At 70.3% G+C, this 15,136-nt stretch carries 13 protein-coding genes; 4 read left to right on the top strand and 9 right to left on the bottom strand.

What is annotated here, in order from left to right; genetic code table 11:
• Positions 1 to 37 precede the first annotated feature (37 nt).
• Positions 38 to 457: an FKBP-type peptidyl-prolyl cis-trans isomerase gene (locus tag MFF06_RS03290; protein WP_283207240.1), complete on the bottom strand. Its 420-nt coding sequence runs from the start codon at positions 455 to 457 to the stop codon at positions 38 to 40.
• A 231-nt stretch (positions 458 to 688) separates the two neighbouring features.
• On the opposite strand from MFF06_RS03290, the gene MFF06_RS03285 reads away from it, so the two are divergent.
• The gene (locus MFF06_RS03285) at positions 689 to 913 is read left to right on the top strand and encodes a hypothetical protein (protein WP_238201574.1); all 225 of its coding nucleotides are present in this window, start codon (positions 689 to 691) and stop codon (positions 911 to 913) included.
• A gap of 109 nt (positions 914 to 1,022) precedes the next feature.
• Here MFF06_RS03285 and coaBC read toward each other — a convergent pair whose 3' ends face one another.
• The 4 genes from coaBC to MFF06_RS03265 form a co-directional block, all read right to left on the bottom strand.
• Positions 1,023 to 2,297 (bottom strand): bifunctional phosphopantothenoylcysteine decarboxylase/phosphopantothenate--cysteine ligase CoaBC, encoded by a 1,275-nt coding sequence (gene coaBC, locus MFF06_RS03280; protein ID WP_238201573.1) that lies wholly within the window; start codon positions 2,295 to 2,297, stop codon positions 1,023 to 1,025.
• A 437-nt stretch (positions 2,298 to 2,734) separates the two neighbouring features.
• Positions 2,735 to 3,457: a di-trans,poly-cis-decaprenylcistransferase gene (locus MFF06_RS03275; RefSeq protein WP_238201572.1), complete on the bottom strand. Its 723-nt coding sequence runs from the start codon at positions 3,455 to 3,457 to the stop codon at positions 2,735 to 2,737.
• A 79-nt stretch (positions 3,458 to 3,536) separates the two neighbouring features.
• Positions 3,537 to 3,926, bottom strand: coding sequence for a transcriptional regulator (locus tag MFF06_RS03270; RefSeq protein ID WP_238201571.1), 390 nt, complete (start codon positions 3,924 to 3,926; stop codon positions 3,537 to 3,539).
• Entirely contained in the window at positions 3,913 to 4,530 is a 618-nt protein-coding gene (locus MFF06_RS03265; protein ID WP_238201570.1) for a hypothetical protein, read from the bottom strand. Before MFF06_RS03265 ends, MFF06_RS03270 begins: the two co-directional genes overlap by 14 nt.
• Before the next feature lie 198 nt (positions 4,531 to 4,728).
• Here MFF06_RS03265 and uvrB point away from each other — a divergent pair, with 198 nt between their 5' ends.
• The 3 genes from uvrB to MFF06_RS03250 all read left to right on the top strand — a co-directional run bounded on the left by uvrB (position 4,729) and on the right by MFF06_RS03250 (position 9,908).
• The gene (gene uvrB, locus MFF06_RS03260; protein ID WP_238201569.1) at positions 4,729 to 7,386 is read left to right on the top strand and encodes an excinuclease ABC subunit UvrB; all 2,658 of its coding nucleotides are present in this window, start codon (positions 4,729 to 4,731) and stop codon (positions 7,384 to 7,386) included.
• Between the two features lie 129 nt (positions 7,387 to 7,515).
• The gene (locus MFF06_RS03255; RefSeq protein WP_238201568.1) at positions 7,516 to 8,040 is read left to right on the top strand and encodes an ankyrin repeat domain-containing protein; all 525 of its coding nucleotides are present in this window, start codon (positions 7,516 to 7,518) and stop codon (positions 8,038 to 8,040) included.
• A 122-nt stretch (positions 8,041 to 8,162) separates the two neighbouring features.
• Positions 8,163 to 9,908 (top strand): pyrroloquinoline quinone-dependent dehydrogenase, encoded by a 1,746-nt coding sequence (locus tag MFF06_RS03250; protein WP_370876566.1) that lies wholly within the window; start codon positions 8,163 to 8,165, stop codon positions 9,906 to 9,908.
• A gap of 68 nt (positions 9,909 to 9,976) precedes the next feature.
• Here MFF06_RS03250 and MFF06_RS03245 read toward each other — a convergent pair whose 3' ends face one another.
• From MFF06_RS03245 to MFF06_RS03230, 4 genes are all read right to left on the bottom strand, one after another.
• The gene (locus tag MFF06_RS03245; RefSeq protein ID WP_238201567.1) at positions 9,977 to 11,143 is read right to left on the bottom strand and encodes an acyltransferase family protein; all 1,167 of its coding nucleotides are present in this window, start codon (positions 11,141 to 11,143) and stop codon (positions 9,977 to 9,979) included.
• A 230-nt stretch (positions 11,144 to 11,373) separates the two neighbouring features.
• On the bottom strand, positions 11,374 to 12,699 hold the full coding sequence (locus MFF06_RS03240; RefSeq protein ID WP_238201566.1) for an O-antigen ligase family protein: 1,326 nt from the start codon (positions 12,697 to 12,699) through the stop codon (positions 11,374 to 11,376).
• Between the two features lie 184 nt (positions 12,700 to 12,883).
• Positions 12,884 to 13,816 carry an alpha/beta hydrolase gene (locus MFF06_RS03235; protein ID WP_238201565.1) on the bottom strand — a complete coding sequence of 311 codons (933 nt, stop codon included), beginning with the start codon at positions 13,814 to 13,816 and terminating at the stop codon, positions 12,884 to 12,886.
• 86 nt (positions 13,817 to 13,902) lie between these two features.
• Positions 13,903 to 14,841 carry a lytic transglycosylase domain-containing protein gene (locus MFF06_RS03230; RefSeq protein WP_370876565.1) on the bottom strand — a complete coding sequence of 313 codons (939 nt, stop codon included), beginning with the start codon at positions 14,839 to 14,841 and terminating at the stop codon, positions 13,903 to 13,905.
• Positions 14,842 to 15,136 lie beyond the last annotated feature (295 nt).

The raw sequence follows: 15,136 nt of genomic DNA, 5'->3' as shown, positions 1-15,136 counted from the left end.
GGTTGTCCGCGCAGCCGGTCGTCTTACTTCGCGCCGATCACTTGGCGCCGAGGAGCTCGACGTCGAAGATCAGGGTCGCGTTCGGCGGAATCACGCCGCCGGCGCCGCGGGCGCCGTAGCCGAGCTGCGGCGGGATGATGAGGGTGCGGCGGCCGCCCGTCTTCATCGACATCACGCCCTCGTCCCAGCCCTGGATCACCTGGCCGGCGCCGATGGTGAAGGAGAAGGGCTGGTTGCGGTCGCGGGACGAATCGAACTTCTTGCCCTTCTTGCCGCCCTCATCGAGCCAGCCGGTGTACTGGACGGTCACCTGCTGCCCGGCCTTGGGCGCGGGGCCGGTGCCCACGACCTCGTCCTGGTACTTGAGCCCGGAGGGCGTGGTGACGGTCTCGGCGGCGTTGGCGGATGCGGTCATGGCGATCAGTGCGGCTCCGGCGAGGATGGACAGGCGGGGCATGGTCTCTCCCTGAGCCGGCGTCGCTGCGCCGGCTGTCGGGGGGCTTCTAGGGGAGGGGATGCGCCCGCGCAAATCCCGTCGCCCTGCTCATCGTCATTGCGAGCGCGAGCCTCGACGATTCCAGCCGTCGCCTGGGGACGAGCCTCGATCCTTCAGCCAGCGTTCAACCGGCGCTTCCTAGCTTGAGCGTGCGCCTCGATCGCGGGGCGTTCCCAGCGGACGATCCCCTCCATGCTCGCCATCCGGGCCTTCCCCGCCCTCGTCCCGCCCAGCCCCGCTTCGGAGACACCGCGTCACCCGATCCTGGCGAGCATCATGCCGGCGCTGGACACCGCCTTCGGCCTCGAACCCGCCGTGCTGTTCCCCCCCGAGATCGCCGCCTGGGTCGCACGGCTGACCGCCGTGCTCGATGCGGTGGAGGCTTATGCGGAGGTGGAGTTCTTGGAGGCGGCGTGACACCCGCCCGTCATTGCGAGCGCAGCGAAGCACTCCAGGGACGCGGGACGCTTCCGACGGTGGCGCTACTTTGGATTGCTTCGCTGCGCTCGCAATGACGGCTTCGTCGTCAAGATCCGGCGACCATCTCCCCGAACCGCGCCACCAGCCGCCGGGCCACCTCGTCCTTCGCCGCCTTGGGCCAGGATTCCACCGCGCCGTCCCGGCCGATCAGGTGGACGGTGTTGTCCGCCCCTCCCATCACCGCACCCTCGGCGGAGACGTCGTTGGCCACGATGAGGTCGCAGCCCTTCCGGGCGATCTTGGCGCGGGCGTGATCGATCACGGAATCGGTCTCGGCCGCGAAGCCGACCACGAGGCCGGGGCGGCCCTCGCTCCGGTGGGCGATGGTGGCGAGGATGTCGGGGTTCTCGGCCAGCGCGAGGGGCGCGGGGCCGGATCCGTCCTTCTTGATCTTCTTGGTCGTCGCCTCGCTCTCGGGGCGCCAATCCGCGACCGCGGCGGCGAAGATCGCGATGTCGGCGGGCAGCGCGGCCTCGACGGCGGTCAGCATCTCCCGCGCGGTCTCGACGCGCACCACCGCCACCCCCGCCGGATCGGGGAGGGTGACGGGTCCTGAGACCAGCGTCACCACGGCGCCCGCCCGCGCCGCCGCCTCGGCGATGGCGTGGCCCTGGCGGCCGGAGGACCGGTTGGCGAGGTAGCGCACGGGGTCGATGGGCTCGTGCGTCGGACCGGAGGTCACGAGCACCCGCCGCCCTTCGAGGGGCCGGGCCTCCTGCGGCGCGGCGCGCCCCGCGAGGAAGCCGAGGCCGGGCCGCTCGCCCTGGGACTCGTCGAGCATCCGCGCGACGGCCTCGGCAATCTCCACCGGCTCCGCCATACGGCCCGGCCCCGATTCGGGCTCTGCCATGGCTCCGGCATTGGGGCCGACGACGCGAACGCCGTCCCCCTGCAGGGTCGCGAGGTTCCGCTTCGTGGCCGGATGCGCCCACATCTGCACGTTCATTGCCGGGGCGATGAGGATCGGCAGGGTCGTGGCCATCAGGATGGTGCAGGCCAGGTCGGGGGCGTGCCCCCCGGCCATCCGCGCCATCAGGTCGGCGGTGGCGGGGGCGACGACCACCGCATCCGCCTGCCGGGCGAGCTTGATGTGGCCGATCTCGGCTTCGTTCGCCCGGTCGAACAGGTCCGTATGCGCCCGCTCCCCGGCGAGCGCGGCGGCGGCCAGCGGCGTCACGAATTCCTGCGCCCCCGCCGTCAGGACGGGACAGACGCTGGCGCCGCGCTCGCGCAGGCGGCGGATCAGGTCGAGGGACTTGTAGGCGGCGATGCCCCCGCCGATGACGAGGAGGATCCGGCGGCGGGCGAGGGGCTGGCTCATGGCGGCAAGCCTCTGCCCGAGGGAACGGCGACGTCAAGCGGCGCAGGGCGGCCCTGCCGTCAAACCCGCTTTGTCATCTCAGCGCCCGACCGAAAAGGCCCTCGCGCCAACCCCGCCACCCTCATCCTGAGAGCCTGGCCGGAAAGTCAGCCTCTTTCCCCTGCACGACCTCATCCTGAGGTGCCGGAGCGCAGCGGAGGCCTCGAAGGAGGGCTCCAGGGATCGCGGCCCGCTCTGGAACCCTCCTTCGAGGCACCTTCGCGCAGCGGCACTTCAGTGTCTGGCAGGAGGTCCCGGCGGCTCCTGAAGCCCTCCGCGTCTTTGCGAGCGCAGCGAAGCAATCCAGGGCAAAGGGCCGTTTCCGACGGTGGCGCAACCCTGGATTGCTTCGCTGCGCTCGCAAAGACGGAGGTGGGAAGAAGCGATGTCGCCGCCGCCTATGCCGCCACCATTACGCCGGAGGGCTTCAGGCCGCCGAAGCGGCGGTCGCGGGAGGCGAAGTCGGAGACGGCCGCCGCGAGGTCCTGCTCCCCGAAATCGGGCCACATCCGCTCCGTGAAGTGCAACTCGGCATAGGCCGCCTCCCACAGGAGGAAGTCGGAGAGGCGTTTCTCACCGCCGGTTCGGATGAGGAGATCCACCTCCACCGGCGAGCCGTGCATCTCACCGGCCACCAGGGCGCCGAAGCTCTCCCGGGTGGCCTCGCCGCCCGCGAGTTGGCGGGCCGCCGCGATGATCGCGTCCCGCGCGGAATAATCGACGCAGATGCGCAGGTGCAGGCGGCGCCCTTCGGCGGTCGCCGCCTCGGCCGCCTCGATCGCCTCCGGGATGCCGGCGGGCAGCCGGTCCCGGCGGCCGACGACACTGAGGCGGGTGCCGGTGCGGGCGAGGCGCTGGGTCTCGTTGCGGAGGTAGCTGCGCAGCAGGCGCATCAGGCCGCCGACCTCGTCGGCCGGACGCTGCCAGTTGTCGGCGGAGAAGGCGTAGAGCGTCAGCGTGCCGATGCCGAGATCGGGGCAGGCCTCGGCCGTCTTGCGGATCGCCTCGACGCCCCGGCGATGCCCGGCGATGCGGGGCAGGCCGCGCGACGTGGCCCACCGGCCGTTGCCGTCCATGATGATCGCGGCGTGCAGGGCGCGGGCCTCCGCTTCGCTTTGCATCGTAAAGTCTCCGGACGTGACGGCGGCGGGCAAAGGATTAATGAAACCAGATTAACGCTGGCTGATCGCACTCGTGGAATCACACGGGTTTGGTCGCGGGGTCGAGCCCAGGAACAACCGTCTCGCCGAGCGGCCCGGAGGCGCGGGCGGCGTCGCGCACCACCCGCTCCAGGACGGCGAGGTAGCCGAGGAAGCGCTCGCGGCCCACCGGGGTGAGACGGCAGAGGGTTTGCGGCCGGTTCTGGAACACGCCCTTCTCCAAGCTGACGAGGTCCGCCTCGCTGAGAACGGAGAGATGCCGGCTGAGGTTGCCGTCCGTCAGGCCGCAAAGCCGCCGCAGGTCGGGAAAGGGCAGGCCCTTCGGATGCGCCGCCAGGGAGGTGAGCACGCTGAGGCGGGCCCGCTCGTGGATGATGCGGTCCAGCCCCTCGTAGGAGAATCGGCCGGCCGTCCGGTCAGAGATCGCCATCGGATGCTCCGGCGGCACGGTGGATGACGAGGGCGAGGGCGGCCTGGCCGACGACGAAGGGCAGGCCCATCATCCAGGGCGAGAGGGCATGGCTCTCGGCGGCGGCGGCGAGGCCGGTGAGGCCCGTGAGCAGATACCATGCGCCGACGCCCTGCACCGCCCGGGGCAGGATCCGGGAAGAGGCGAACAGGCCGAGGCCCACCATCGCCTGCCACAGGCCGGGCAGCATCCAGATTTCCTCGGGTGCGAAGCGGGCGATGACGAGGCCGAGGCAGGCGCCGGCCCCGGCCGCCGGCAGGAAGCCTTCGATGGCGTTCCACACCATGGCGTCGGCGAGGCCGGAATGGAGGCGCCGCGTCCGGCGCATGGCTTCGACGCCGATCAGCGCGAAGGCGATGAGCGCCGTGGCGATCCAGATGCCGAAGAACAGGCCGGGCCGCTTGTCGAGGTCGCCGATCAGCACGGCCTGTCCCACCGCCGCGGCGAGGGCGATTCCCCCCGTGGCCGCCACCGTGGCCGAGCCGAGCCCACGGAACGCCGTGTCCCGGGCGATCTGCGAACGGATCGCCACGATATCGGCCAGCGCCCTGTCGAGGTCGCGCATCGACTCAACTCCCTGGCGAAGACTTTGCACCGCCAAGTACCGCGCGGACTCTCCGGTCGCAAGGACCCGCCCCGAACCTGGAGTGGTGTTTGTCGCGCGTATTCGGTCGCACGGGGGAGCCCGTCCGGCGGATCGAACGGGCCGCGAAACCGGCGCGCCGATCTTTGCCCGGGCGTGCGGCCGGCCCATATTACCGGTATGCCGACTCCCAAGAAGTCCCGCGCCGCCGCGAAGGCCGACAAGCCGGTCCTCCAGCCCCTCGACGCGCACCTCGCCGAGCTGCTGAACCCCGCCCTGAATCGCGGCCGCCCGAAATCGCCCGATGTCGGCGGCGACCGGCCGGGCAAGCCCCCCGCCAGCAAGGCGTCCGCCAAGCGCAAGCGCACCGGCTTCGCGGATTCCCCGCAGGCGGGCTACACCGTGGGCGAGGCGGCCGAGATCGACCCGAAGCTCGCCCAGGCGCTGGGCCTCGCGGCGCCGGAGGACGGTCCCGCCCCGGCCGGGCTGTCCGACGGGGAGCCCGTCGCCTCGGACGGCGCCTCCGCCACCGTCACGGCGCTGGAAAAGCTGCTCACCGAGGGCAACCCGCTGTTCAAGAACGGCGAGATGTGGCGGCCGCACCGGCCGGACCGGCCGCAGAAGTCGGAGGGCGGCGTCCGCTTCTCCCTGAAATCGGAATTCTCGCCCGCTGGCGACCAGCCCACCGCCATCGCGGAGCTCGTGGCGGGGGTGAAGGCGAACGAGCGCGATCAGGTGCTGCTTGGCGTCACCGGCTCGGGCAAGACATTCACCATGGCCAAGATCATCGAGGAGACGCAGCGCCCGGCGCTGATCCTCGCGCCGAACAAGACGCTGGCGGCGCAGCTCTACGGCGAGTTCAAGGCCTTCTTCCCCGACAACGCCGTGGAGTATTTCGTCTCCTACTACGATTACTACCAGCCGGAGGCCTACGTCCCGCGCTCCGACACGTTCATCGAGAAGGAATCCTCGATCAACGAGCAGATCGACCGGATGCGCCACTCGGCCACCCGCGCCCTGCTGGAGCGGGACGACGTGATCATCGTCGCCTCGGTGTCGTGCATCTACGGTATCGGCTCCGTCGAGACCTATACGGCGATGTCATTCACCGTGAGCCTCAACGAGCGGATCGAGCAGCGCCAGCTCGTGGCCGACCTCGTGGCGCTCCAGTACAAGCGCATCCAGTCGGATTTCGCCCGCGGCACCTTCCGGGTGCGCGGCGATTCGATCGAGCTGTGGCCCGCCCACTTGGAGGATCGCGGCTGGCGGATCGGCCTGTTCGGCGACGAGGTCGAGAGCATCGTCGAGTTCGACCCGCTGACCGGCAAGAAGATCAGCGACCTCAAGTTCGTGAAGGTCTACGCCAACTCGCACTACGTGACGCCGCGCCCGACCCTGCAGCAGGCGATCAAGGGCATCAAGACCGAGTTGAACGGCCGGATCGAGGAGCTGACGAAGATGGGCCGTCTCATCGAGGCGCAGCGCATCGACCAGCGCTGCACCTTCGACATCGAGATGATCGAGGCCACGGGCTCCTGCAACGGCATCGAGAACTATTCCCGCTACCTGACCGGCCGGAAGCCCGGCGAGCCGCCGCCGACCCTGTTCGAGTACCTGCCGGACAACGCCATCGTCTTCACCGACGAGAGCCACGTCACCGTGCCGCAGATCGGCGGCATGTACCGGGGCGACTTCCGCCGCAAGGCGACGCTGGCCGAGTACGGCTTCCGCCTGCCGTCATGCCTCGACAATCGCCCGCTGCGCTTCGAGGAATGGGACGCGATGCGCCCGCAATCGGTCCACGTCTCGGCGACGCCGGGCAAGTGGGAGATGGAGCAGACCGGCGGCGTCTTCGCGGAGCAGGTCATCCGCCCCACCGGCCTCGTGGACCCGGTGATCGAGATCCGCCCCGCCCGCAGCCAGGTGGACGATCTGCTCGGCGAGGTGAAGGCCGTCGCCCAGGCGGGCTACCGCACGCTGGTGACCACGCTGACCAAGCGCATGGCGGAGGACCTCACCGAATACCTGCACGAGAACAGCGTGCGCGTCCGCTACATGCACTCCGACATCGACACGCTGGAGCGAATCGAGATCATCCGCGACCTGCGGCTCGGCGCCTTCGACGTGTTGATCGGCATCAACCTGCTGCGCGAGGGGTTGGACATCCCGGAATGCGCCCTCGTTGCGATCCTCGACGCGGACAAGGAGGGCTTCCTGCGTTCGGAGACATCTTTGGTGCAGACCATCGGCCGCGCCGCCCGCAATGCCGACGCCCGCTGCATCCTCTACGCGGATTCCATCACCGGCTCGATGGAGCGGGCGATGGCCGAGACCGAGCGGCGCCGGACGAAGCAGCTCGCCTACAACGAGGAGCACGGCATCACGCCGCAGAGCGTGAAGCGCGGCATCGCCGACATCCTCAACAGCGTCTACGAGCGCGACCACGTCCAAGTGGATACCGGCCTGGCCAAGGATGCGGTGACGGTCGGGCACAACCTCAAGGCGGTGCTGGCCGACCTCGAGAAGCGGATGCGGGCGGCCGCCGCCGACCTCGACTTCGAGGAGGCCGCCCGCCTGCGCGACGAACTCAAGCGCCTCCAGGCCACGGAACTCCTCGTGGCCGACGACCCCATGGCCCGCCAGGGCGACGTAGAGCGGGAAGCCGGTCGCTACGGTGCGAAGGGCAGCCGGATCAGCAAGCCCGACCTCGACAACATGGGTCCCGGCACCGACCGCGAGATCCCCGTCTGGCAGGAGCGCCCGAAGGCCCGCTCGACGCAGGGCCTCGGCGGCCAGCGCCCCAAATACAAGGGCGGCGGCGGCCGCAAGCGCGGCTAGTCGGGGTGTCCAGAGGACGAGCCCTCCGGCGGGTGCAGGGCGCCGCCCTGCACTCCCAGGGGCCTTGCCCCTGGACCCCACCAAAGGACTTGTCCTTTGGGATCCATTCATTTGGAGCACACAGCGTTCATGAGCGAGCCTAAGCCCGAACTCGATGCCGAGACCCTCGCCTTCGCCGGGCGGGTTTTCCAGTTCGCGCGGATGGGTCACGCCGGGGAATTGGCGGAACTCTTCGCCCAGGGGTTGCCCGCCAACCTGCGCAACGACAAGGGCGACAGCCTGCTGATGCTCGCAGCCTACAACGGTCAGGCGGAGACCACCCGCGTCATCCTCGACGCCGGGGGCGATCCCGAACTCGCCAACGACCGCGGGCAGACTCCGCTGGCCGGCGCGGCCTTCAAGGGCGACATCGCCATCGCCACGCTTCTCCTCGACCACGGGGCCAAGGTCGACGGCATCGGCGACGGCACGCGCACGGCCCTCATGACGGCAGCCATGTTCGACCGCACGGACATGGTGGACCTCCTGCTCTCTCACGGCGCCGACCCGGACTTCGCGGACGCCTCCGGCAAGACAGCCGCCGACATGGCCCGCGCCATGGGCGCCCAGGCGACGCCGGGGCAGCTGGATCGGGCGGCGCGGAAGAACGAATAACACCGCTTTCGCACCCTCCACCGTCATTGCGAGCGCAGCGAAGCGATGACGGCCCGGATTGCCCTTGCCGTCACGGGTCCGTGCCCGAGTTGAACCGGCGACGGCCAACAAGGGGAAACGCGGTGTCGAAGCTCACGGGACTGACGGGGGCGCTGCTTGCCCTGGCGACGCCGGCCCTCGCTGCCGAGACCGACTGGCCGGCCTTCGGGCACGACCACAGCAACCGCAATGCCTCCGACCTGACCCAGATCGACCGGAGCAATGTCGGCCAGCTCGCCCCCGCCTGGATCTTCCAGACCGGCGTGACGGGCTATTTCCAGGCGCAGCCGGTGATGGTGGAGGGCGTGATGTACCTCTCGACCACGCAGAACCACGTCGCCGCCCTCGATGCCAAGACCGGCAAGGTGCTGTGGACCTACCTGCACAAGCCGCGCACCGACAAGATCTTCGGACCGCCCTCGAACCGGGGCGTCGCGGTGTCGGACGGCCTCGTCTACGAAGCGACCATGGACGGGCGGATCGTCGCCCTCGATGCCAAGACCGGCAAGCTCGCCTGGGACAAGGAGGCCGTGCGGCCGGAGGAGGGCGAGACCGAGACCGCCTCGGGCCTCGCGGACACGCTGGGCGGCAAGCCGGTGCAGGGGTCGAGCCGCCTGGGCTTCAAGATGCCGCCGCTCGTCGCCGAGGGCCTCGTGATCGTCGGCGTGACCGGCGCCGGCTACGGCCTGCACGTCGAGGACCCGACGGGCGGGCTCGATGGCGGGGCGGTGGTCGGCATCGAAGGGGGCTACGGACGCCGGGGCTGGCTCGCCGCCTACGACGCCAAGACCGGCGAGGAGCGCTGGCGCTGGTACGTCACCCCGTCCGAGGGCTGGGAGGGCAAGTTCTCGGAGGCGACCCCCGACGGCGAGGCGCTACACCGGGACATCGCGGCGGAGAAGGCCGCCGCCCCGCAGAACCGCGACGCGTGGCGGGTCGGCGGCGGCTCCCTCTGGATGACGCCGGCCTACGACCCGACCCTGGGGCTGATCTACCTCGGCACCGGCAACCCGGCCCCGCAGAATTTCGGCGCGAGCCGACCCGGCGACAACCTGTACACCATGTGCCTCGTCGCCCTCGACGTGCACACGGGAAAGCTCCGCTGGTACTATCAGCAGGTCCCGCACGACGAGTGGGGCTACGACGTGGCCGCGCCGCCCTTCCTGCTCGACGGGCCGAACGGCACCAAGGCCGTTGCCTCGGCGAGCAAGACCGGCTGGATCTACGTCCACGACCGGGCGACCGGCGCGCTGCTCACGCGGTCGGAGCCGCTTCTGGCGCAGAAGAACCTGTTCCAGCCCCCGAGCGCCGAGGGCACGGTGGTGGCGCCCGGTCCCCTCGGGGCCGTCTCCTGGCCGCCCACCGCCTATGACGGTCATCTCGCCTACGTGCAGGTCCGCCACGGGGCCACGACCTACACGGTGAAATCGGTGCCCGCTGGGCCGGGCCGCCCGGAGATCCGCTTCACCGAGACGGGCACGGCCAAGGGCGAGCCTTCCTTCAGCACCCTCACCGCCGTCGATCTGAACGGCGGCGGCAGGATCGCGTGGTCCGTGCGCGCCGGGAGCCGCCTGTCGGGCGGGACGCTCGCCACCGCGGGCGGGCTCGTCTTCTCAGGCGAGGAGGACGGCCATCTCGACGCCCACGATTCCGCGACGGGCAAGCTCCTGTGGCGGTTCCAGTGCGGCGCCGGAATCAGCGGCCCGGCGATGACCTATGCCATCGACGGACGCCAGTACGTGGCGGTGGCAGCGGGCGGCGCCTCCTACACGCAGGCGGCGGGCTTCGGCACGGGCGATGCCCTCGTCGTCTTCGCCCTCCCTCAGTGAGGGATCGGTTCATCATCCTTGCCGCGTCGCCCTGAGCCGAAGCGGCCTCCACGTCGGCGGAGACTGCGCTACGCCGCCATCGGCTCCGCTGCCCGCCGGGGCGCCCGGCCCATGATCCAGCGCCGGGCCGGCTCCTCGACCAGAAGGTGGACGAGGGTCGCCGCCGCGAGGCTGGCCGCTCCGTTCAGGGTCACGGCGGTCCAGGGATGCGCCGCGAGCCAGCCGTGCAGCACCACCCGGTCGGCGGTGTTGATCATCGCGAAGACGGGGATGTGCAGAAGGTAGAAGGCGAAGGAGACCTTGCCGAGGAAGATCATCGGCGCGGCGCAGAGCGGCCCCGTCCGCATCGCCGCGCAGGCGAGGATCAGCGGCGCCCAGACCAACACCGTCAGGCCGTCGTGCAGGACAGGCTCCGGGACGAACACGGCGGCCGCCACGATCAGCACGCCGCAGGCCAGCGCCGCGAAGAGCAGCGCGCCGACGGACCACTCCTCGCGCTCGTAAACCACGCAGAGCAGCAGGCCCGCCACGAAGGTCGGCAGATGGAAAAGCGGGAAGTACTTGATGAACTCGGCGAGGAAGACCGGCCCGAGCCCGCCCGGCTCCGGCCCGATCAGCGAGACGCCGCCGCCATAGGCCGCCCAGGCGACAGAGAGCAGTCCCGCGCCCAGCATCCAGGCGAGCGCCGTCACCACCGCCACGGCGGCGGGGCGGCGCAGGACGAGGGGCAGCAGGAATGGGAACACGGCGTAGAAAAACACCTCCACCGAGACCGACCAGCTCGGGCAGTTGAGGGAGCAGGCGGCGCCGGGGACCCAGGCGTGCAGGCCGAGCGGCGCCAGGACCAGGCCGGAGTGCATCAGCGACTTCAGCGGCTCGGGCTGCACCGACGACCAGTTGAGCAGCCACGGGATGTGGATCACCAGCGACAGCAGCAGGGTCGGGTAGATCCGCGCGAATCGCGCCCGGTAGAACAGGCCGCGCCGGCCGGGGGTCGAGAGGTCGGCCCGGCGGTAGTTGTAGGCGAGGATGAAGCCCGAGAGCAGGAAGAAGAACGTGACCCCGGTATAGCCCAGCGGCACGACGTAGGGCTCGTGCGTCTTGGGGAAGTAGATCGGCGCGTAGTGGTAGATCGCGACGTAGGCCGCCGCCACGAAGCGCAGCGAGGTCAGGGCCGGAAGGGCATCGACCTTCGGATGGGCGGCGACCGCGGGGGTCGAGCGGGGATCGGGCATCGGAGGACAGGTCCGGCGGGGCACGACCGCCACGGGACGGGCGTTCCGCGCGAATCGATGGATTCGAGTTTGCGGTACGGTATCCGCCGCGCCCTAACAGGATCCTGCGTGACTTCCGTCATTGCGAGCGCAGCGAAGCGATCCAGGGCAGCGGGACACGTTCGAACGGCGCGGATCCCCGGATTGCTTCGCTGCGCTCGCCATGACGACGGCGGAAACGGGGGTGAGGATCACACCACGACCGGCCGCACGCGCAGCAACCGGAGTCCGGCGATCGACATCACGATCATGCTGAAGGCCGGCGTGTTGGGGTTGAACAGGATCGTCTCGAAGGAGGCGGAGAGCAGCACGAGCTGCCAGAGGCGCAGAAACAACTCGCCGGACGCATCCGTGCGCCCGTCCCGGGCGCGGGCGAGGTAATCCCGCAGGGGCATCACGATGAAGACGAGGAGGGTGATGGCGAAGCCCGGCAGGCCCATCGCGATGGCGGAGTCGAGGAAGGAGTTGTGCGCCTGGGTCGCCGTCTGCACCCAGTTCGAATCGGGATCGACCACGGAGCCATAGACGGTGCGCTCCGTCAGCCAGAAGGCGCCGAAGCCGAAGCCGGTAAGCGGCTTCTGGGCGATGTGATCGATGGCGAAGGCCCAGATCTCGTTGCGGGCGGTGAAGGTCGCGTCGGTCATCACCATGTCGAGCACCGCCCGGACGGGCGGGAACAGGATCGACCCGATGGTCGCGGTCATCATCAGGAGGACCGGCCCGGTGAGCAGCACGATCCGCACCGCGCGCAGGCGAATGAGACCGCAGAGCCATGTCAGGCCGAGCACCATGGCCAGGGTGAATAGCGGCGTCTTCGACCCGCTGCCCACGAGGAAGACCGCCGCCGCCGCCGACATCGTCCAGCCGAGCCAGCGGTCGCGGACCGCGCCGACGAAGAGACCGAGGATGACGATGATCGTCATCGCCATGCCGGCCTCGTTCTTGTGCGGGAAGATCCCGCGCCACAACCCGTTGTGATTGATCTCGCCGGTCAGGTCGTAGGCCGAGTGCATGGTCAGGTTCGGCACGAGGACGAGGCCGAGATAGCTCGCGGCGAGGATCGTCCCTCCCGCCATGGCGAAGGCGTCGGCGAGCTGGCGGGCGCTGCGGGCGACGAGGATCAGGCTGACGGACAGGAACGCGGCGATGCCGAACAGCGCGAGGCGCCGCAGGGAGAGCATCGGGTCCGAGGAGATCAGCGAGGTGATCAGCAACCAGCCGCCGAAGATCACCACCGGCCGGCTCGCCAGGGGCTTCAGGCGGTCAAGCCCGAGATGGAGCACCATCGGCAGACCCGCGAGCAGCATGGAGCCGAACAGCAACTGCGTCGCGAGGCTGCCGCCCTCGAAGGCCTCGAGGGGCGTCGGGTCGCTCAGGTCCACGAACCATGCATGGTTGAGGAGCGCCACGAGGACGAAGGTGAGGTAGGAGAGCCGGGCGAAATCGGGCAGGTCGCGGACCGGGCGGACGATCCGTTCCCCCTCCGCGGCGGCGGGCATGTCGGTCAGCGTGCGCACGGGTCCGCTCGCGGTGGCGCATTCTCCGGCGCGGCGGAGCCATCTCGAAAGACCGGCCCGGCGGGGGAGGATGCGAAAAGGAACGATCCGGCCGGCGAAGCCCTCCGTCGACCGGCCGCGACCCTAGCCCCCGATGGGGGCGACCGGGCTTAAGACCCCCGCCCGCGCCTCCGGGAATCGCTCGCTATGGTTGAGACTTGACGAACGATCCATCCGGGGATCGCATCGTCACCTGCGTGCGCCCCGCCGCCTGGCGCATCAGGAAGGCGGACATCTCCGCGAGTTCCGGCGCCTTGGAGCGGAAGGTGACCGAGAGGGCCAGCAGCGTGTCGCGGTGGTCGAGGTCCTTGTAGACCCGCTCCTGCACGGGGATGTTGGCCGCCCGCAGCCGCTCCGCGAGGCGGGCGGTGTGGCGGGGTTTGACGGTCTTGTCGAGGTCGCCCGTCGCCAGGAAGGCCGGGGGCGACATCGGGCCGACGAAGTTCATCGGCTGCGTCTGCGCGAGGTCCGGCGCCTGCCCGAAGGTCTTGATGGTGGTGTCGGTGTCGAGGGGCAGGAAATCGTAGGGGCCGGAGAGGCCTGCCACCGCGCGGATCACCTTCGGATCGACACCGGCCGCCTCGAGGTAGCGCGGATCGAGGCCGAGCATCACGGCGTTGTAGGCGCCCGCCGAGTGACCGGCGAGGACGACCCGGCGCGGGTCGCCACCGTATTCGGCGATGTTGTCACGGATCCAGGCGATGGCCGCCGCGCCGTCGTTCAGGAAATCGGGGAAACGGGCCTGGGGGTAGAGCCGGTAATCGGGCAGCACGGTCACGAAGCCCTGCGCCGCCAGGGCCTGGCCCACGAAGGCGTAATCGTCCTTCGACCCGCTGTCCCAGGAACCGCCGTAGAAAAACACCAGCACCGGCGCCGGGGCCGGCAGGGAGACCGGCACGTAGACATCGAGGCGCTGGCGCGGCCCGTCGCCGAAGGTGAGGTCCCGGGCGGCGAGGCGCCCGCCGGCATCCCGCGGCCCGATCGCGTCGAACAAGGTGAGCGGCGATGCACGGGAGAAGCCCAGTGCGGCGAGGCACAGGCAGATCAGGCTGGCGAAGGCAGTGATGAGCCGTGTCATTTCCCGTCCGATTGCGCCGTTGCCCGCCATCTACGGTCCCGCTCGGGGCGGAACCATGACGGGCGCGTGGCGCCGTGGAGACAAATTCAGGTTCGCAGCACGATGCAGGCGCCGCCGACGCGCCGGATCTTGCCGCAAAGGGTGTCGGCCGCCTGCCGGCTCTCGGCCGGAATGCGGATCCGGTAGAATGCGCGGGTGCCGCGGTTGCGCAGGCGCGTGCCGATGATCATCGGCCGCACCTCGCCGATCACGCCCGCATAGGAGGCGCGGGCGCGGGAGAAGCTCTGGAGGGCCAGCGACTTCGAGAAGTTGCCCGCGAGCTGGATGCCCCAGGGGGCGGCCGGCCCCTCGGAGGAGCCGAGCGCGAAGCGGTCGCCGCGGTTCGGCAGCTTGAGCGAGGCGGTGACCTGCAGGCAGGTCTGCGGCTTCTCGGGCTCGGCCTTTTCCGCCTTGTCGGCGGGTTTGGCGGAAGGTTTGGCGGCAGGGGCGCCGCCCTCCGGATACTCGATCGAGGCGCCGGACGAGGCGCCCCGCCATTCCTCGGGCGTCCGGCCGGTGATGACGGTGACGTAGGTCCGCGTCTCCGACGGCAGGCCGCCGCTGCCCGCGAGCCAGTTCGTCACCCGTTGCGGGCCGCCGTTATAGGCCGCCGCCGCCAGCCCGAGATTGCCGAACTGTCGCCTCAGGTCGGAGAGCAGGTGCGCCGCGTGCGGGATCGCCTGCTCGGGATCGAAGGGATCGAGGAGGCCGCGCTCCCGCGCCGTCCCCGGCATGAACTGCGCCACGCCCTGTGCCCCGGCGGGGCTCACCACGCCCACGCGGAAACTCGATTCCCGCCAGATCAGCCGCGTGAGGAACGCCACCGGCAGGTCGCGGGTCTTGGCCGATTCGTCGATCAGGCGGCACAGGGCCTGCTCGACCGTCTCCGTCGCCCCCTCCGAGGGAATGGCGGCGGCGGGCGACGCGAGGACGACACCCGCGACGGTTGCCAGGACGAGACGCGCGGCGGGGGAGGGCAGGGGCACGCGGAGCTTCGGAGACGCGGGGCGGGGCAATGGCTTCGAGCTTATCCGACGATGCCTTTCGAAGGCGTTCCATCGGGGTGTGCCGTCAGGCTCGCGCAGCCGCAGGTAGCGTCGCGGCGGGACCGATCAATGCACCCCCGTACTTCGTCCACCGCCCTGTCGTCTTTGCGAGCGAAGCGGTCCGGGGATCCGCCGTCTCCGGAAGCGTCCCACGGCCCTGGGTCACTTCGCTGCGCCCGCGATGACGGCGGTGGATGGCTTGCCGTGACAGAGGGTCCGCGAGCGGGGCGAAGCG

Source organism: Methylobacterium aerolatum, assembly GCF_022179085.1.
Taxonomy (GTDB): domain Bacteria; phylum Pseudomonadota; class Alphaproteobacteria; order Rhizobiales; family Beijerinckiaceae; genus Methylobacterium; species Methylobacterium aerolatum.
This window is presented reverse-complemented; position numbering and strand designations above follow the sequence as displayed.